Below are 20149 nucleotides of genomic sequence, written 5' to 3'. Positions count from 1 at the left end.
CCCCTGTGAAAGGAACAACCGTGTCCGCTGGTTCACGCTCCGCACTGCCGAGATTCGGTAGGAAGCTCCCCGTCGCGGCCACCGCCGTCGCCGCCGCGCTCGCCCTGACCTCGTGCGGCGGCTCCGACGACAAGGACACCGACACCAAGTCGGAGGGCAAGGCCACCGCCGCCGCCGAGTCCGGAGCCTTCCCGGTCACCGTCGAGCACAAGTACGGCAGCACCAAGATCGAGAAGGAGCCGAAGCGGGTCGTCACCCTCGGTCTGTCCGACCAGGACGCGGTGCTCGCGCTCGGCGTCAAGCCGGTCGGCGCGGTGGACTGGTTCAAGGAGGACCCGTACGGCAAGTGGCCGTGGACCAAGGAACTCTGGGGGTCCGACAAGCCGCAGATCGTCGGCGAGCGCGACGAGTACAACATGGAGAAGATCGCGGAGCTCAAGCCCGATCTGATCATCGCCCAGTACTCGGGCATGAAGAAGGAGCAGTACGAGACGCTCTCCAAGTTCGCCAAGGTCGTCGCCCAGCCCAAGGACCACCCCGACTACGGGGCCCCCTGGCAGACGATGACCAAGCAGATCGGCAAGGCGCTCGGCAAGGAGAAGGAGGCCGAGAAGAAGATCGCGGACATCGACGCGAAGTTCAAGGCCGTCCGCGACGAGCACCCCGAGTACGCGAAGCAGACCCTGGCCGTCGCCGACAGCTTCGAGGCGGGCAAGTACTCCGCGTTCACTGAGACCGACCCCAAGTCGATCTTCTTCAAGGAGCTCGGCTTCAAGCTGAAGCCCGAGATCGACGACATGGCCAAGCCCGGCTGGAACGTCGCCGAGCTGAGCGCCGAGAAGCTGGACGTGCTCGACGTCGACCGGCTCGTGTGGGTCACCTCCAACACCGAGTCCAACGACCGCATCAAGGCCGAGCCGCTGTACAAGAAGCTCGCCGTCCACCAGGAGAAGCGCGACCTGTTCGTGCCCTACCAGGACCCGGACGTCGGCGCCGCGTTCTCCTTCAACACGGTCCTGTCGATTCCCTACGCGATCGACGAGATCGACCCGCTGCTGAACTCCGACAAGTAACCGCACCACCGCTGACGTACGACCAGGGAAGGCGATCCGACCATGCGTGAGGCCGAGTCCGACCGGACAACCGCGATCGGGACACCCATCACCGGGACCCCCGTGACCGGTGCGCAAACCGGCATCTGGCTGGCCCAGCAGATCGAGCCCGACAGCTCGGTCTACCACGTGGCGTTCTCCCTGGAACTGCGAGGCGACACCGACCTCGACCGCCTCGCCGCCGCCGTGCGGCGGGCGGTCGAGGAAGCGGAGTGCCTGCACATACGCGTCACCCCCCACGGCGGCGGGGCACACCAGACGCCCGCGCCGCCCACCGGACCCGTCCCCGTCCCCGTGATCGACCTGCGCGGCGAGCCGGACCCCGACACCGCCGCCGCCGACTGGATGGAGGCCGACCGCACCCGGCCCGTCGACCTCGCCGAAGGACCCCTGTTCGCCCAGGCGCTGCTCCGCGTCGGCGCCGACCGCGTCCTGTGGTACCAGCGTTACCACCACATCGCGATCGACGGCGCGGGCGTCGCGATGATCTCCCGCCGGGCCGGTGAGCTCTACACCGCGGGCGAGGACGCCCCCGCACCCGACTGGGCCCTGTCCCGCCTGACCGGCGCCGACCAGGCCTACCGCGACTCCGCCCAGCGGACCGCCGACCGCGCCTACTGGCTGGACCGGATGGCCGGCCGCCCCGAACCCGTCCGCCTGGTCGAGCGCCCCGACACGCCGATGACCCGGCGGATACGCCGCACGGCACGGCTCCCGCAGCCGGACACCGCCCGGCTGCGCGCGGCCGCGCGCGCCGCGGGCGCCCGCCCGTCCCGGATCCTGGTCGCCGCCGTCGCCGCCTACCTGCACCGGGTCACCGGCGCACGGGACCTCGTACTCGGCCTGCCGGTCACCGCGCGCCTGGACGCCGCGGCCCGCGCCGTACCCGGCATGGCCTCCAACGTGCTGCCGCTGCGCGTCGCCGTCCGCGCCGACATGACCGCCGCCGAGCTCGTGACGGCGGTCGACGAGGCGATCGCCGGCGCCGTCGCGCACAGCCGCTACCGCGCCGAGGACCTGGCCAAGGACCTCGGCCTGGTCGACGGCGTGCCGGAACTGGTCGGGCCGACCGTCAACGTCCTGCCGCGCGCCGCGGATCTGCGCTTCGACGACCACCAGGCCGACTTCCAGCCGCTGTGGCTCGGCCCGGTCAGCGACCTGGCCGTCACCTTCACCGAACCGCGCGACGGCGAAACCCTGCGCGTCGACTTCGACGCCGACGCCGACGTGTGCGACGCGCGCACCCTCGCCGACCACGAGCGGCGCTTCCTGCTGCTCCTCGACGCGCTGATCACCGCCCCCGACCAGCCCCTCGCACGGCTCGCCCTGATATCCGACGCCGAACGGGAGACCCTGCTCAGGGACTTCGGGTCCGCGCCCCGCGAGGTCCCCGAGGTGTCCTGGCCCGCCGCCTTCGAGCAGCGGGCCCGGCACGCACCGGACGCCGTCGCGCTCATCTGCGAGGACCGGGAGCTGTCGTACGCGGAACTCGACGCCGCCGCCAACCGGCTGGCCCGCGTGCTGATCGCGCGGGGCGTGCGCCGCGAGGACGTCGTCGCGGTCGCCGTGCCGCGCTCGCCCGAACTGGTCGTCGCCCTGCTGGCGGTGATGAAGGCGGGAGCGGCCTATCTGCCGCTGGACGCCGACCACCCGCAGGACCGTATCGCCTACATGCTGTCCGACGCGGACGCCCAGGCCGTCGTCACCACCGGCGAACTCGCCGCCGCGCTCCCGGAACTGCCGGGAGTCGCGCACATCCTGCTCGACGACGCGGCCACCGCCGCCGAACTCGCCTCCGCCGACGCCGCCGCGCCGGGCGTGCCGGTCGCCCTCGACCAGGCCGCGTACGTCATCTACACCTCGGGCTCCACCGGCCGCCCCAAGGGCGTCGTGGTCACCCACGACGGCGTCGGCAGCCTCATCGCCACGGCCACCGACCGGATCGGCGTCGACGCCGCCAGCCGCGTCGTGCAGTTCGCCTCCGTCGGCTTCGACGTGACGGTCTGGGACCTGGTCATGTCGCTGTGCGTGGGCGGCACCGTCATCATGGTCCCCACCGAACGCCGGGTCGCCGGATCCGCCCTCACCGACTACGTCGCGGAGCACCGGGCCACCCATATGATCCTGCCGCCGTCGCTGGTCGCGGCGCTGCCGCAGGACTGCGAACTGCCCGAGGGCGCGGTCCTCGTCGTAGGCACCGAAGCGGTCCCGAACGAACTCATCGCCCGCTGGGCCACACGCCTGCGCGTCGTCGTCGCCTACGGCCTGACCGAGGCCACCGTCAACTCGACGCTGTGGCCCGCGGCCGCCGACTGGCAGGGCCCGGTGCCGATCGGCCGCCCCGACCCCAACACCCGCGCCTACGTCCTGGACTCCGCGCTGAGCCCGGTCGGCGCCGGCGTCGAGGGCGAGCTGTACGTCGCCGGGCGCGGCCTGGCCCGCGGCTACCTCGGCCGTCCGGGGCTGACCTCCGAGCGGTTCGTCGCCGACCCGTTCGGCGCGGCCGGGGACCGGATGTACCGGACCGGCGACCGCGTCCGCTGGCGGGCGGACGGCAACCTGGAGTTCCTCGGCCGCGCGGACGGCCAGCTCAAGATCCGCGGCCACCGCATCGAACCCGGCGAGATCGAGAGCGCGTTCATGGCCTGTCCGGGCATCGCCCAGGCGGCCGTCCTGGTACGCGAGGACCACCGCGCCGCCAAGCGCCTCGTCGCCTACCTGGTGGGCGAGGACGGCGCCGACACCGCCACCGCCGTGGCCGCGGCGCGCACCGACGTAGCGGCCGCGCTGCCCGACTACATGACGCCGTCGGCCGTCGTCACCCTGGACGGCCCCCTGCCGCTGACCCCCAACGGCAAGCTCGACACCCGCGCGCTCCCCGAGCCCGAATGGACCCAGGCGGCCGGCGACGCCCCGCCGACCACGCCCGAGGAGACCGTGCTCGCGGGGCTGTTCGCCGAGGTGCTCGGCCTGCCAGCGGTCGGCGTCCACGACAGCTTCTTCGAGCTCGGCGGCGACAGCATCGTCGCGATCCAGCTGGTCAACCGCGCCCGCGAGGCCGGACTCAGGCTCACGCCCCGCGAGGTGTTCCGCCGCCGCACCGTCGCGGCGCTCGCCGCGGCGGCGGACTCCGTCCCGGCGGCGGACCCGGCCGACGCGCCCGCCGCCACGGTGCTGGACGAGACCGCGCTGCCGGTCTCCCCGCTCCAGGAGGGCTTCTTCTTCCACGCGCAGTACGACGAGCAGGCCGCCGACCTGTACCTGGTCCAGGAGATCCTCGACCTCTCCGGGCCGGTCGACGCCGCCAGGCTGCGCGGCGCGCTGCAGACGCTGCTCGACCGGCACCCGCTGCTGCGCGCCTCGTTCCGGCAGCTCGCGGACGGCCGGGTGGTCCAGCGGCTGGCCGACGACGTCACCCTGCCGTGGCGGGAGGCCGACACCGCGCACACCGCACTCGCCGAACTGCTGCGCGCCGACCGGGCCGAGCGCTTCGACCTCGCCCGGCCGCCGCTGCTGCGGGCCACGCTGATCCGCGACGGCCAGCGCTCCCGGCTGCTCCTGACCCTGCATCACATCATCGCCGACGGCTGGTCGGTGACCGTGCTGCGGCGCGAACTCCTCGCCGCCTACCGGGGCGCGCAGCTGCCGCCCCCGCCCGCCCCGCACGCGTACCTGACCTGGCTGGCGGACCGGGACCGCGACGCCGCCCGCGAGGCCTGGCGCGAGGCCCTCGCCGGCCTGGAGGAGCCCACCCGGCTGCTGGGATCCGCCGCCGACAACGCCGCAGCGGCCGCCCGCCCCGAGCACCTCGACGTCACCCTGCCCGAAGGCCTCACCGCGGACCTGACCGCCTACGCCCGCACCCACGGCCTCACCCTCAGCTCCGTGCTGCACGGCGTGTGGGGCCTGCTGCTCGGCGGACTCACCGGCGGCTCGGACGTGGTGTTCGGCAGCACCGTGTCCGGCCGCACCACCGAGGTCGACGGCCTGGACTCCGCCGTGGGCCTGTTCATCAACACCGTGCCCGCACGGGTGCGGACCCGGCCCGACGACTCGCTCACCGCGCTGCTGCGACGCGTACAGGACGAGCAGGCCGGGCTCCTGGACCACCAGCACCTCGGCCTCGCGGACATCCAGCGGCTCACCGGAGGCGGCGAACTCTTCGACACCCTCGTGGTGTTCGAGAACTACCCGGCCGACGACCAGACTGCCCAGCCGGACCCGGACGCGCCGCACGTCACCGGCGTCGAGGTGTTCGACGCCGTGCACTACCCGCTGGCGCTCATCGTCCACCCCGGCGAGGCCCTCGCCTTCCGCTTCAAGCACGACGCCGCGCGCGTCGACCAGGACGCGGTCGCCGCGCTCGCCAGCCGCTTCGAGACGCTGCTGCGGACCGTGGTGACCGACCCCGACCGCCTTCTCGCCCAGCTCGACCTGCTGTCCCCGCGTGAACACGAGCGCCTCACCGCGCTCAACGCCACCGCACACCCCGTCCCGGACGCCACACTGGCCTCCCGGTTCGCCGCGCAGGCGGCCCGCACCCCGCAGGCCCCGGCCGTGGTCTTCGACGGCGTCACCCTGTCGTACGCGGAACTCGACCGGCGCGCCGAGCTGCTCGCCCGGCGGCTGCGGGCCCTGGGCGCGGGCCCCGAGCGGTTCGTCGCGGTCGCCGTGCCGCGCTCGGCCGAACTGATGGTCGCGCTGCTCGGCGTACTCAAGTCGGGGGCCGCGTATCTGCCCCTGGACCCGGACTACCCGGCCGACCGGGTGGCGTACATGCTCGCCGACTCCGGGGCGCGCACCGTCGTGACCGTCCCCTCCGTCGCCGGGCGGCTGCCCGACGCCGACGGCCTGGAGCGGCTGGTACTCGACGCCGCCGGCCAGGTCACCGGGGCCGAGCCCGCTAACGCGGACACGGACCCGCCGGCCGTCCCCGCCGACGCCGACCACCCCGCCTACCTGATCTACACCTCCGGCTCCACCGGCCGCCCCAAGGGCGTCGTCGTCACCCACCGGGCGATCGCCAACCGGCTCGCCTGGATGCAGGGCCAGTACACCCTCGCCGCCGACGACCGCGTCCTGCAGAAGACCCCGTCCAGCTTCGACGTGTCGGTGTGGGAGTTCTTCTGGGCCCTGCTGGAAGGGGCCACGGTGGTACTCGCCCGGCCCGACGGCCACCGGGACCCCGCCTACCTGGCCGAGCTGATCCGCGCCGAACGCGTCACGACCCTGCACTTCGTCCCCTCGATGCTGGCCGCGTTCGTCCAGGCCATGGAGGCACGCGCGGACGGGCCCGACTGGGCGGCCAGCCTGCGCCGCGTCTTCGCCAGCGGCGAGGCGCTCACCGGCGACGCGGCCCGGCGCTGGCAGGAGCTCACCGCGCGCCGCGCCCAGGGCCCCGTCCCGCTGCACAACCTGTACGGGCCGACCGAGGCGGCCGTGGACGTCACCTGGTTCCCCTACGAGGGCGGCGCCGAGCTCGCCGTGCCGATCGGCCACGCGGTGTGGAACACCCGGCTGCACGTCCTGGACCCCTTCCTGCGGCAGGTACCCGACGGCGTGCCCGGCGAGCTGTATCTGGCCGGGGTCCAGCTGGCCCGCGGCTACCACGGCAGGACCGCCCTGACCGCCGAACGGTTCGTGGCCGACCCGTACGGCGCGCCGGGGGAGCGGATGTACCGCACCGGAGACCTGGTACGGCGGCGCGCGGACGGGGCGATCGAGTACCTCGGACGCACCGACCGGCAGGTCAAGATCCGCGGCAACCGCATCGAACTCGGCGAGATCGAGGCGGCGCTCGCCGCCCAGCCGGGCGTCGCCAGCGCGGCCGTGACCGTACGCGACGGCGCACTCGTCGGCTACGCCGTGCCCACCCAGGACGCGGCCGCCACCGACGCGGCCGTCGCCGCCGACACCCTGCGCACGGCGCTGAGCGACGCGCTGCCCGCGCCCCTGGTGCCCAGCGCCGTCGTGGTCATCGACGCGCTGCCGCTCACCCCCAGCGGCAAGCTCGACCAGAACGCCCTGCCCGCGCCCGCCACGGCGGCCACGGCCGGCTCACGCGCGCCGCGAGACGACCGCGAGCGCGCCTTCTGCGAGGTGTTCGCCGCCGTGCTCGGCCTGCCCGAAGTCGGCGCGGACGACGACTTCTTCGTTCTGGGCGGGGACAGCCTCACGTCCATCGCCGTCGCCACCCAGGTCCGTGAGAGAGGACTGACGATCAGCACCCGCGACGTCTTCGAGGCCCGCACCCCGGCCGCGCTCGCCGCCGTCGCCGGGAGCGAGCCGGAGCCCGAGCCCGCCGCACCCGCCGCCACCCCGGCCGCGCCCCAGGACACGGCGCAGGACGTGACGGTGGCCGCCGCGGACGCCGGGCAGGCCGCCGCCGCGCTCCAGGCCATGCTGGCCCAGCAGTCCGGCGACACCGTCGACCCCGCCCTGCGGGCCCTGCTCGACCAGCTGGTCGCCGCGTCCGGCGCCCCCGAACAGCCCCAGGAACCCGAACAGCCCCAGGAACCCGCGGGGCCCCTGGGCGGCCTGGAACTCTCACCCGAGGACACCGACCGCGTCGCGGCCGTCGCCGGACTGCCGGTCGCCGACATCTGGCCGCTGTCGCCGCTCCAGGAAGGCATGTACTTCCACGCCAGCTACGACGTCGGCGCGGACTCCGGGGCCCTGGACGTCTACCTGTCCCAGGAGACCCTGCACCTGGACCGCCGGGTCGACGCCGACCGCCTGCGGGCCGCCTGCCGGACCCTCCTCGAACGCAACACCGGCCTGCGCGCCGGGTTCACCAGCGACGGCCTGCCGGGCCCCGTGCAGTTCATCGTGGACGGCCTGGAGATCCCGCTCACCGAAGCCGACCTCACCGACGTACCCGTCGAACAGCAGCAGGCACGCGTCGACGCGCTCCTCGCGGCCGACCGCCAGCAGCGCTTCGACCTCGCCGCGCCGCCGCTGTGCCGCCTGCTGCTGATCCGCCTGCCGGACGGCACGGACCGGCTCGTCGTCACCCACCATCTCATCCTGTGGGACGGCTGGTCCGCCTGGCTGTTCCTGGAGGAGCTGTTCACGCTGTACGAGCGGTCCGGCGACGCCACCGGGCTCACACCCGCCGGGTCCTACCGCGACTACCTGGCCTGGCTCGACCAGCAGGACAGCGCGGCCGCCCTGACGGCCTGGCGGGACGCGCTCTCCGGCTTCGACGAGCCGACCCTGGTCGCGCCGACCGGCCGCGACGGCGACCCGGTCATCCCCACCGACTTCGACGCGGTACTCCCCAAGGAGACCAGCGACCGCCTGCGGAACCTCGCCCGCGGCCGCGGACTCACCCTCAACACGGTGCTGAACGCCGCCTGGGGCCTGGTCCTGTCGGCCGTGGTCGGCCGCGACGACGTCGCCTTCGGCACGGCCGTGGCCGGACGGCCCACCGACATCCCGAACGCGGCCGGCGTCATCGGCATGTTCCTCAACACGGTGCCGACCCGGATCGCCTTCGCGCCCGGCGAGCCGCTCCAGGACCTGCTGCGGCGCATGCAGTCCGAGCGCGCCGCCGTCATGCCGTACGAGCACGTGGGACTCGGCGCGCTCCAGCAGGAGACCGGCCACCGCCGCCTGTTCGACACGCTGTTCGTGCTCCGCTCCGCCGACGGCGAGGACCGGGCCGCCGCGCTGCGGCAGCGGCACGGCATCGTCGACGTGACCAACGTCGACGGCACCCACTTCCCGCTCACCCTCATCGTCACCCCCGAGGCCAGCCTGCGGGTGACCCTGGCGGCACGCCCCGACCTGTTCGACGCCGAGGCCGCGACGACCGTCCTCACCCGGTTCACCACCGTCCTGGAACGCCTGGCCGACGCGCTGGACGCCGGGACCGGCGCCGCCAGCGGCGTCGACCTGCTGCTGCCCGCCGAGCGCGCCGCGCTGGCCGCCGCATGGGCCGACACCCGGCACCCGGTGACCGACGAGACCATCGCCGACCTGCTCGCCGCCCAGACGGCCCGCACCCCGGACACCACGGCCCTGGTCTTCGGCGAGAACACCCTCACCTACGCCGAACTGGACGCCCGGATCAACCGGCTGGCCCGGCTGCTCATCGCCCGCGGCGCGGGCCCCGAGAAGGTCGTCGCGCTGGCGCTGCCGCGCTCCATCGAGATGGTGGTGGCGCTGTTCGCCGTGCTGCGCACCGGCGCCGCGTACCTGCCGCTGGACCTGGACCACCCCGCCGACCGGCTGCGCATGATGGTCGAGGACACCGGGCCGCTGTGCCTGCTGTCCACCACCGCCGTCGCCCCGACCCTGCACGGCCCCACCGGCCCCCTGGCAGCCGAGGTCCTGCTCGACGACCAGGCCGTCGCCGCCCGGCTCGCCGACCTGCCGTCCGGCGAGGTCACCGACGCCGAACGGCCCGCGTTCGCGCACGGCCTGCCCGGCCGCCTCGAACACCCCGCGTACGTCATCTACACCTCGGGCTCGACGGGACGGCCCAAGGGCGTCGTCACGCCCTACCGGGGCCTGACGAACATGCAGCTCAACCACCAGCGGGAGATCTTCGACCCGGCGATCGCGTCGGCGGGCGGACGACGGCTGCGCATCGCGCACACCGTGTCCTTCGCCTTCGACATGTCCTGGGAAGAACTGCTCTGGCTCGTCGAGGGCCACGAGGTGCACATCTGCGACGAGGAACTGCGCCGCGACGCCGAGGCCCTGGTCGCCTACTGCGACGCCCACCGCGTCGACGTGGTCAACGTGACGCCCACCTACGCCCAACTGCTCATCGAGGAGGGCCTGCTCGACCACGACGAGCAGGCCGGACGGCACCGGCCCGCGCTGGTGCTGCTCGGCGGCGAGGCGGTGTCCGACGCGGTGTGGACGCGGCTGCGCCGCACCGAGGGCACCTACGGCTACAACCTGTACGGGCCCACCGAGTACACCATCAACACACTCGGCGGCTCGACCACGGACAGCCCGACCCCGACCGTCGGCATGCCGATCCGCAACACCAGGGCGTACGTGCTCGACACGATGCTGCGCCCGGTCCCGCAGGGCAGCCCCGGCGAGCTGTACATCGCCGGTACCGGCCTGGCCCGCGGCTACCACGACCGGCCCGGCCTCACCGCCGAGCGGTTCGTCGCCGACCCGTTCGGCGCGCCGGGCGAGCGGATGTACCGCACCGGCGACCTCGTACGGCAGCGCCCGGACGGCCTGATCGACTTCCTCGGCCGCACCGACGACCAGGTCAAGATCCGCGGCTACCGGGTCGAACTGGGCGAGATCTCCACGGCGTTGACCGCGCACCCCGACGTGGCCCACGCGGCGGTCGTGGTCGCGAACACCGGCGGGACGAAGCGACTCGTCGGCTACGTCGTCACCGAGACCGAGGCGGCGGACCAGGGCGACCGCGACGGGCTCGTCCAGTCGCTGCGCGAGCACCTGAAGGCCAGCCTGCCCGACTACATGGTCCCGGCCGCGCTGGTCCCGGTCCCCGCCCTGCCGCTGACCGTCAACGGCAAGCTCGACGTGCGGGCCCTGCCCGCCCCGGACCTCGCCGGTCCTTCCGCCAGCCGTCCGCCCCGTACGCCGCAGGAGGAGACCCTCTGCGCGCTGTTCGCCGAAGTACTCGGACTGCCCGAGGGCGGCGTCGGCATCGACAGCGACTTCTTCGACCTCGGCGGCCACTCGCTGCTGGCCACCAAGCTGATCAGCCGGGCCCGCACCGCGCTCAGCGCCGAACTGGCGATCCGGGACCTGTTCGAGGCGCCGACCGTCGCCGAACTGGTGGAGCGCGCGACCGGCTCGCCCACCGCCGACCGCCCGGCGCTCACCGCGGGCGACCGCCCGGCCGAGCTGCCGCTGTCCCACGCCCAGCAGCGCCTGTGGGTCGTCCAGCAGATCGAGTGCACCTCGGCCGCGTACAACTTCCCGCTGGTCATGCGGCTGCGCGGCAGGCTCGACACGGACGCCTGGCGGGCCGCGCTGGCCGATGTGACGGCCCGCCACGAGGCGCTGCGGACGGTCTTCGCCGAGCGCGAAGGACAGGCCTTCCAGCGGGTCCTGCCCGCCGGCCAGGCGCAGCCCGTGGTGGAGTGCCTGCGGGCCGCCGAGGACGAGGTCGCCGGTATCGTCGAAGCGACCGTCAACCGCCCGTTCGACCTCAGCGCCGAACTGCCGCTGCGCGCCACCCTCATCGAGGTCGCGCCGGACGAGCACATCGCCGTCACGCTGCTGCACCACATCACCACCGACGAGTGGTCCGACCGGCCGTTCCTGCGCGACCTGGCCACGGCCTACGACGCCCGCCGCTCCGGTGCGGCGCCCGACTGGGAGCCGCTGCCCGTCCAGTACGCCGACTACGCGCTGTGGCAGCAGCGGCTGCTCGGCGACCCGGCCGACCCGCGGAGCCTGGCCGCCCGGCAACTCGCCTACTGGCAGCAGACCCTGGCGGGCGCGCCGGAGGAGATCGAGCTGCCGGCCGACCGGCCGCGGCCCGCGCGCCCGTCCTTCACCGGCGCCGAACTCGCCGTCGAGTTCGACTCCGCCGACTACCGGGGACTCAAGCGGCTCGCCAAGGACAGCGGCGTCAGCATGTTCATGGTCGTGCACGCGGCCGTCGCCGCCCTGCTGCACCGCATGGGCGGCGGAACGGACATCCCGCTCGGCTCGCCCATCGCCGGACGCGGCGACGAAGCGCTCGACGACCTGGTCGGCTTCTTCGTCAACACGCTCGTGCTGCGCACCGACCTGAGCGGCGACCCCAGCTTCACCGAGCTGCTCGACCGGGTCCGGGACACCGACCTGGCCGCGTTCTCGCACGCGGACGTGCCGTTCGAGTCCGTCGTCGAGCAGCTCAACCCGACGCGGTCACTCGCCCGCAACCCGCTGTTCCAGGTGATGGTCGGCTACCACAACCGCACCGACGAGGAGCTGCGCCTGCCGGGCCTCGGCGTGGAGTACGTGCCGTTCCAGATCAAGTCCGCCAAGTTCGACCTGGTGTTCAGCTTCACCGAGCACACCACGGCCGACGGGGACGCGGGCAGCCTCGGCTGCCGCCTGGAGTTCGCCGCCGAACTGTTCGACCAGGACACCGCGGAGCGGCTCGGCGAGCGCCTGCGCCGCCTGGTCGCGGCGGTGGTCGCCGCCCCCGGAGCGCCGCTGTCCGAAGCGGCGGTCCTGTCGGCCCCCGAGCGCCGTCTGGTCCTGGACGACTTCAACGCCACCGCCCGCACGGTCGACGAGGACACGCTGCCCGGCCTGTTCGCGCGGCGGCTCGCCGAACGCCCCGACGCGGTCGCCGTCGTGGAATCCGCGTCCCGGTCCGTGAGCTACGCGCAGCTGGACGCCAGGGCCAACCGGATCGCCCGGCTGCTGGCCGCGCGCGGCGTGCGCGCCGAGAGCGTGGTCGGCGTGGCCGTGCCCCGCTCGGCCGACATGGTCGCGACGGTGCTCGCCGCGCTCAAGCTGGGCGCCGCGTTCCTGCCGCTCGACCTGGCCCACCCCGCCGACCGGCTCACGTACATGATCGAGGACTCCGGGGCCGCCCTGGTCGTCGGCACCGAGCCGGTGGCCGGGAAGCTCCCCGCCGTGGCGGGCGCCCCCGTGGTGCTGCTCGACGCCCCCGACACCGCGGCCGAACTCGCCCGGCTCCCCGAGACCGCACCGGACACCGCGCCGACGGCCCTGGACCAGGCCGCGTACGTGATCTACACCTCCGGGTCGACCGGCCGCCCCAAGGGCGTGATCGTCCCGCACGAGGGCATCGCCAGCCTGGTCGCCACCGCGGTCGACCGGATGGGCCTCCAGCACGACAGCAGGGTCCTGCAGTTCGCGTCGATCGGCTTCGACGTCTTCGTGTTCGAGCTGTCCATGGCGCTGTGCCACGGCGGCCGCCTGGTCCTCATCTCCGACGAGGCACGGGTCGCCGGTCCCGCGCTCACCGACTTCCTGGCCGACCACCGGATCAGCCATATGATCCTGCCGCCGTCCCTGGTGTCGGCGCTGCCCGCGGGCTGCGAACTGCCCGAGGGCTCGACGGTCCTGGTCGGCACCGAGACCGTGCCGCCGGACCTGTTCGACCGCTTCGGCGCCAGGGCCGACCTGATCGCCGCGTACGGACTGACCGAGGCCACGGTGAACTCCACCCTCTGGCCCGCCCGCGAGGCGGGCGGCCGCCCCGCCGGCCGGGTGCCGATCGGCCGCCCCGACCCGAACACCGTCTGCTATGTGCTCGACGCGCACCTGCGCCCGGTTCCGCCGGGCGTGGCGGGCGAGCTGTACGTGGCCGGACGCGGACTCGCCCGCGGCTATCTCGGCAGGCCGGGGCTGACGGCGGAACGGTTCGTCGCCGACCCGTACGGCGGACCCGGCAGCCGGATGTACCGCACCGGCGACCGCGCCCGCTGGCGGCGTGACGGCACCCTCGACTTCCTGGGCCGGGTCGACAACCAGGTGAAGATCCGCGGCTTCAGGATCGAGCTCGGCGAGATCGAGGCGGCGCTCACCGGCCACCCCGCGGTCAGCCAGGCCGCCGTGGTCCCGGACCGTACCGGCGACATCGTGCGCCTGGTGGCCTATACCGCCGCCGAGTCCGCCCCGCGGGAGGCAGCGGAGACGGCCACGGCCGCGAGCGGTCCGCAGGAGCTGCGCGCGCACGTCGCCGGGCTGCTGCCCGAGTACATGGTGCCCGCCCTGGTGGTGCCCCTGGACGGCCCGCTGCCGCTGACCCCCAACGGAAAGCTCGACCGCAGGGCGCTGCCGCCGGTGGACTGGTCCCAGCTCACCGGCGAGGCCCGCCCGGCCACCGAGACCCAGGCCAGGCTCGCCGGGCTGTTCGCGGAGATCCTGAAGCTGGACGCCGTGGGCGTCCACGACAACTTCTTCGCGCTGGGCGGCCATTCGATGGCCGCGATGCGGCTGCTCGGCCGGATCCGCACCGTCTTCGGCGCCGAACTGAGCATCCGGGACGTCTTCGACGCGCTGACCGTCGCCGGTCTCGCCGCCAAGCTGGACACGGCCGACGCCGCCCGGCCCGCGCTGCGCCCGGCCGACCGGGACGCCGGGGACGCCGGAGCCGCCGGGGACGAGGCCGCGCTGCCGCTGGCCCCCGTACAGCGCTGGCAGTGGTCCTCCTACCGCCGGCACGCCGCGTTCGACCACGCGCTGGTCCTGCGCGCACCCGGCGGCGGCCTGGACGCCGACGCGCTCACGGCCGCGCTGGGCGACGTGGCGGCCCGGCACGCGCCGCTGCGCACGGTGTTCGCCGAGCGGGACGGCGTGGTGTACCAGCACCGCACCGAGCCGCCGACCCTGGAACTCCTGTCCTGCGCCGGCCTGGAGGCCCGGCTCGCCGAGCTCGCCGCCCAGCACCCGGATCTCACCGGCGAACCGCCGGTGCGCGCCCGGTTGCTGACCGGCGCGGACGGCGGCCAGGCGGTGCTGCTGACGCTGCACTACCTCGCGGTCGACGAATGGTCCGTGGTCCCGCTGTTCCGCGACCTCACCACCGCCTACGCGGCCCGCGTCGACCAGCGGGAACCCGACTGGACGCCGCTGCCGGTCAGTTACGCCGACTACACCCGGTGGGCCTATGAGGTACTGGGCGACCCGGCCGACCCCGAGAGCATCGGCGGCCGCCAACTGGCGTACTGGCAGCGGACCCTGAAGGATCTGCCGGGCGCACTCGCGCTGCCGACGGACCGGCCGCGCCCCGCCGAGCCCGAGCCGCCCCACGCCGACCACGTCGGCTTCGTACTCGACGAGCGGCTGCACGCCGACGTGGACCGGCTCGCCCAGGCGACCGGCACCAGCATGTTCATGGTCCTGCACTCGGCGCTCTCGGCGGTGCTCACCGCGCACGGCGCGGGCACCGACCTGCCGATCGGCACCATGGTCGCCGGACGCCCCGACGACCAACTGGCCGATCTCGTCGGCTGCTTCTTCAACACCGTCGTGCTGCGCACCGACACCGCGGGCGACCCGAGCTTCGCCGAACTGCTGACCCGCGTGCGCGAGACCACCCTCAGCGCGCTGGACCGGCAGGACGTGCCGTTCGACGACGTCGTCCGCGCCACCGGCCTGCCGTTCACCGGACCCCAGGTCATGGTGATCCACCACGAGCAGGCGCAGCTCGCGGAACTCGAGGGCGGCATGGGCCAGTTGGATGTCGTACCGACCGGCTCGACGAAGGCGGAGCTGACGCTCAGCTTCCACGAGCCGCAGGGCGACGGCCCGGTGCACTGCGCGCTGATCTACGCGGCTCGGCTGCTCGGCCGGGCCAAGGCCGAGCAGCTGGCCGACGAACTCCTCAGCCTGCTGCGCCACGCGGCGGCCGCCCCCGAGCAGCCGCTCTCCGAACTGTCCACGAAGACCACGCACACCACGCACACCACCACGAAGTCCGCAAGGAGCGACGCATGACCACCAACCCGTTCGAGGACCCGCAGGCCAGCTACCTGGTCCTGGTCAACGACGAGAACCAGCACTCGCTGTGGCCCGCCTTCGCCGACGTGCCCGCGGGCTGGCGCACCGCCTTCGGCGCGGACTCGCGCGAGGCGTGCGTGGCCTACGTCGAGTCCCACTGGACCGACCTCCGCCCCGCCAGCCTCACAGCCGCACAGGCCTGACCCGCCGCCCAGACCCACCCGCTCGCCGCCTGCACCGGCCCCGCCCGGCGCTGGCGGCGAACCGCGTCACAGCCCCCTGACCACCCCACCCAGCACCCACGCCACCCCTCCACCCCACCCGGCAAGGCCGCGCCAAACCCCACCCCGCCCGGCGTTTGCGCCCAGCCTTTGGCCCCGCCCGGCGGGGCTTTGCCGACCTCCAGCCCGGCTGATGCTTGCGGCCGACCCTCCAGCCCGCCCGGCGGGGCCCTGCCGAGCTCCAGCCCGGCTGGTGCCCGCGCCCGCCCAACCCTTTTAAGCCCCCGGCGGGGCCTTGCGAAGCCCCAGCCCGGCTGGTGCTTGAGGCCGGTCCTTGGCCCCGCCCGGCGGGGCTTTGCCGACCTCCAGCCCGCCCCGCAAGGCAGCCGAACCCCAGCTCGCCCAGTGTCTGCGGCCAGTCCTTGAGCCCGCTCGGCGGGGCCCTGGCGAACTTCAGCCCGGCCGGCGTTTGAGGCCATCTTTGAGCCTGGCCGGCGAGGCCTTTCGGGAAGGGGCGGGGTGGGGGACGACTCTCTGGCGCGTACCCCCACCCCACCCGGCGTCGCCCGACACGCCCCCCGAAAAGACCGAAGGCCCCCGAGAAACGGGGCCTTCGGCGCGAGAACAGCGGCGGGGCAGAGCGGGGCGGAGCCCAGGGCTCAGGCGACCGGCTCCCGCGGCGCACGGCGGCTGTCCGACCACGCCGACCACAGCGCCGCGTAGTGCCCGCCCGCCGCCACCAGCTCCTCATGCGTACCGTTCTCGACGACCCGCCCGTCGTCGAGGACCACGACCCGGTCCGCGGCGGCCGCCTGCGGCAGCCGATGCGCCACCAGCAGCCCCGTACGTCCCTTCATCGCCCGCGCCGCCGCCGCTTCCAGCGTGCGCGCCCCCGCGCTGCCCGCGTCGGCGGTCGCCTCGTCCAGGATCGCCACCGGCGGGTCGGCCAGCACCAGCCGGGCCAGGGCCAGATGCTGCGCCTGCGCGACGGTGAGCCGGTGCCCGCCCTCGCCGACCACCGTATGGATGCCGTCCGGCAGCGCCTCGGCCCAGGACAGCGCGTCGACTCGGGCCAGCGCGGCGCGCAGCTGGTCGTCGGTGGCCTCGGGGCGCGCCAGGCGCAGGTCGTCCGCGAGCGGCCCGGCGAACACATGGGCCTCCTGGTTGATCAGCGCCACGGCCTTGCGGACCCCGTCCGGGCCGAGCTCGCGCGCGTCCACTCCGCCGAGCAGCACCGCCCCCGAGGTCGGCTGGTGGATACCGGCGATCAGCTTCGCCAGGGTGGTCTTACCGGCCCCGCTCGCGCCGACCAGGGCGACCCGCTCCCCGCTGCGCACCTCCAGGTCGACCTCGCTCAGCACCTGATGGCCTGACACGTACGCGTGGCTCAGCGCGGTCACCTTGACCGACCCGTCCACCGGCGCGGCGGGCCGGGCGGGCTCGTCCTCGGGGGGCAGGTTCGACACGCCGACCAGGCGGGCCAGGCTCGCCCCGGCCGACTGCGCCTCGTCGATGAGGAACAGCGCCGCGTTGATGGGGTTGAACAGGCTGTGGAAGTACAGCGCGGCGGCGGTCGCCGTGCCGATGCTCACCGACCCGTTGTCGACCAGCGCGAAGCCGGTGACCAGCACCGCGGCCAGGCCGAGGAACTCGGCGATGTTGAGCCGTGAGAAGAACCCCGTCACCAGCCGGATGCCGCGCAGCGCCAGCTCGACGGCGTCGTGCGAGCGCCGTTCGAGCAGGTCCGCGTGACGCCCGTTCAGGCGGAAGGCGCGTACGGTCCGCACCCCGCCCACGCTGTCCAGGAGCTGGTGCTGCAGGGCGCCGGTCGCCACCCGGTGCGCGGCGTACACGGGGGCCGCGCGCGGCAGGTACCACCGCACGGTGAGCACATGGACCGGTACGGACACCAGCACGGCGAGCAGGAAGCGCCAGTCGAGCACGGCCAGGCCGACCAGCGTCAGGGCGATGGTGAGCATGGAGCGGCTGAACTCCGGCAGGGCTTGGCGCACAGCCTTGGTCACCACGGTCACATCGCTGGTCACGCGCGAGGTCAGATCGCCCGAACCGGCCTGCTCGACGCGTTCCAGCGGCAGCCGCAGCGCCCGCTCGATGAACCGTTCCCGCACGCTCGCGAGCATGGTCTCGCCGAGCCGGGCGACCAGCGAGCTGCCGATCGCGGTCGCGATGCCCCGCCCCACGGCCACGGCGAGCAGCAGCACCATCGGCAGGGTCAGCGCGCCGGCGCCGCGCTGTTCGACGACCAGGTCGACGATGCGGCCGAGCAGCGGGGCGGTGAGCAGGCCGATGCCCGTCCCGATGACCAGTACGGTCACCGCGGACGCCGCGAGCAGGCGGTGGCCGCGCAGCAGGGAGCGGATGACGGCGAGGGTCTGGGCGCCGGTGGCGATCGGCAGAAGTGCGCGGTCGGGCGTGCTGGCTGCGCTCATCGGCTGTCCTTCGTCGATCGGCTGTCCGGCGGCGGTCGGCTGTCCGGCGGCGGTCGGCTGTCCCGCGGGGGTCGGCTGCTCTGCGGGGGTCGGCTGTTCTGCGTCGGTCATGTCAGTACCACCGAGCGGTAGGTCGCGTCGGTGGCGACGAGGTCGGGGTGGCGGCCGTCCGCGGTCACGGCGCCGTCGTCGAGCAGCACCACCCGGTCGGTCACGGCGAGCAGCGCGGGGCTGGTGGTGACCAGGACCGTGGTGCGGTCGCGGCGGAGTTCCCTGAGGCGGGCGGCGATCCGGGATTCGGTGACGGTGTCCACGGCGGTGGTCGGGTCGTGCACCACGAGCACCGGCTGGTCGGCGGCGAGCGCGCGGGCCAGCGCGACCCGCTGCCGCTGTCCGCCGGACAGCGAACGCCCGCGCTCGGTGAGCGGGGTGTCCACGCCGTCCGGCAGATTGCGGGCGACGTCGTCCGCGGTCGACGCGGCGAGCGCGGCGTCCACCGGTGCGCCGTCCCGCGTCGCGCCGTCTGTGGCCGCGTCGGCGTCGGCGTCCGTCCCGGCCCGTACGTTGTCGATCAGGCTGCTCTCGAACAGGTCCGCGTCATGGTGGGCGACCAGGATCGCGCGCCGCACGTCGGTGGGGTCGAGCTGGGCCAGGGGGGTGCCGTCCAGTTCGACGGCGCCTTCGTCGGGGTCGCGTTCCCGGCCCAGGCACACCAGCAGATCGGCCGCGACGGCCGGGTCCTTGGCGACGACGCCGACCACGCTCCCGGCCGCGATGTCCAGGTCGACGCCGCGCAGCGCGCCCTGCGTGACCCCGCGCAGCCGGAGCCCTCCGGCGACCGGGGCGGGCAGCGCGGCCGAGCCCGCCGTCACCGCGGGCGGCGCGGCCAGCACCTCGGCGATCCGCGCGGCCGACGCACGGCCCTGCGCGAACTCGCCGTTGACGAAGGTGAGGAGCTGGAAGGGGCCCAGCAGGAACTGGGCGAGCCCGACGGCCGCCACCAGCTCGCCGACGCTGATCTCGCCGCGCATCGCCAGATGCGCGCCGACCAGGCCGATGACCACGATGAAGATCCCGGTCAGCGCGAGGATCGCGCCGTCGTGCCAGGCCCGGCTGCTGGCCGCCCGCAGCGCCGCGGCCAGCGAGTCCTGGCTGGTACGCCGGTACCGGTCGACCGCCGCCGGTTCGGCGCCGATCCCCTTGAGCACCCGCAGCCCGGCGACCAGGTCGGCGGCGACGCCCGAGGCGTGCGCGGCGCGCTCCTGTTCGACGCCGCTGCGCCGCTCCAGCGGCATGCTGATCCGGTGCCCGAGCCACAGCAGCGGCGGGGCGCCGAGCAGGACGAGCAGCCCGAGCGGCACCGAGATCCGCAGCAGCAGCACGGCGCTGACGGCGAGACCGGCGAGGGCCGCGAGCCCGAACGGCAGGGTGGCGGGGACCGCGCCCACCCGCTTGGCGTCCGCCGTGGCGATGGTGGTGAGCACGCCGGGCAGCCGCCCCGCGTCCGCTCCGCCGCGCGGGTCGAGCACACGCGCGCCGAGGTCGAGGCGTATCCGGTGCGCGCCCTGCTCACCGGCGCGTTCGCTGATCCGGGCGGCCGTGCGGTAACAGGTCGACAGGACGAAGAAGAGGGCGGCGAGCACCAGGATCCAGCGCAGCAGGGCGCTGGACGAACCGGTCGCCACCGCCTTGTCGATGACCACGCCGATGACGACGGGGACCATCGCCTCGCACGCCTGGTGCGCCATGCCGAGCAGCGACGCGCCGATGACGCGGCGGCGTTGGCCGCCGATCGCCCGCCGGAGGACGTCGCCCCCCGTTGGTCCTCCATCGAGCATTCGGTACCTCCGCGAAGACCATCGATCGTATAAGTTAGGTAAGGCTACTCTAATTAGTTGGAGTCTCGGACTGTTGACCCTGTGTAATACATACGGTTAGCCTGCCCTAAGTA

General features: G+C 74.2%; 5 protein-coding genes. 3 read left to right on the top strand and 2 right to left on the bottom strand.

All coding sequences use genetic code 11. The features are described 5' to 3' along the window. Nucleotides 1–20 precede the first annotated feature (20 nt). The 3 genes from ACX6XY_RS08970 to ACX6XY_RS08960 are packed head-to-tail and all read left to right on the top strand — an operon-like array spanning nt 21 to nt 15730. Nucleotides 21–1073, top strand: coding sequence for an iron-siderophore ABC transporter substrate-binding protein (locus tag ACX6XY_RS08970; RefSeq protein ID WP_460328072.1), 1053 nt, complete (start codon nt 21–23; stop codon nt 1071–1073). Between the two features lie 42 nt (nt 1074–1115). After that, nucleotides 1116–15524, top strand: a complete 14409-nt coding sequence (locus tag ACX6XY_RS08965; RefSeq protein WP_460328071.1) for an amino acid adenylation domain-containing protein — start codon at nt 1116–1118, stop codon at nt 15522–15524. Then, nucleotides 15521–15730: an MbtH family protein gene (locus tag ACX6XY_RS08960; protein WP_460328069.1), complete on the top strand. Its 210-nt coding sequence runs from the start codon at nt 15521–15523 to the stop codon at nt 15728–15730. The genes ACX6XY_RS08965 and ACX6XY_RS08960 overlap by 4 nt, the downstream gene beginning before the upstream one ends. A gap of 677 nt (nt 15731–16407) precedes the next feature. Here the strand turns inward: ACX6XY_RS08960 and ACX6XY_RS08955 are convergent. Further along, nucleotides 16408–18198 (bottom strand): ABC transporter ATP-binding protein, encoded by a 1791-nt coding sequence (locus ACX6XY_RS08955; protein ID WP_460328140.1) that lies wholly within the window; start codon nt 18196–18198, stop codon nt 16408–16410. Nucleotides 18199–18305: 107 nt separating this feature from the next. Continuing rightward, a complete protein-coding gene (locus tag ACX6XY_RS08950; protein WP_460328067.1) occupies nt 18306–20036 on the bottom strand; it encodes an ABC transporter ATP-binding protein in 1731 nt (576 codons plus the stop codon). Nucleotides 20037–20149: the final 113 nt, after the last annotated feature.

The organism is Streptomyces sp. O3, from assembly GCF_054788135.1.
This window is presented reverse-complemented; position numbering and strand designations above follow the sequence as displayed.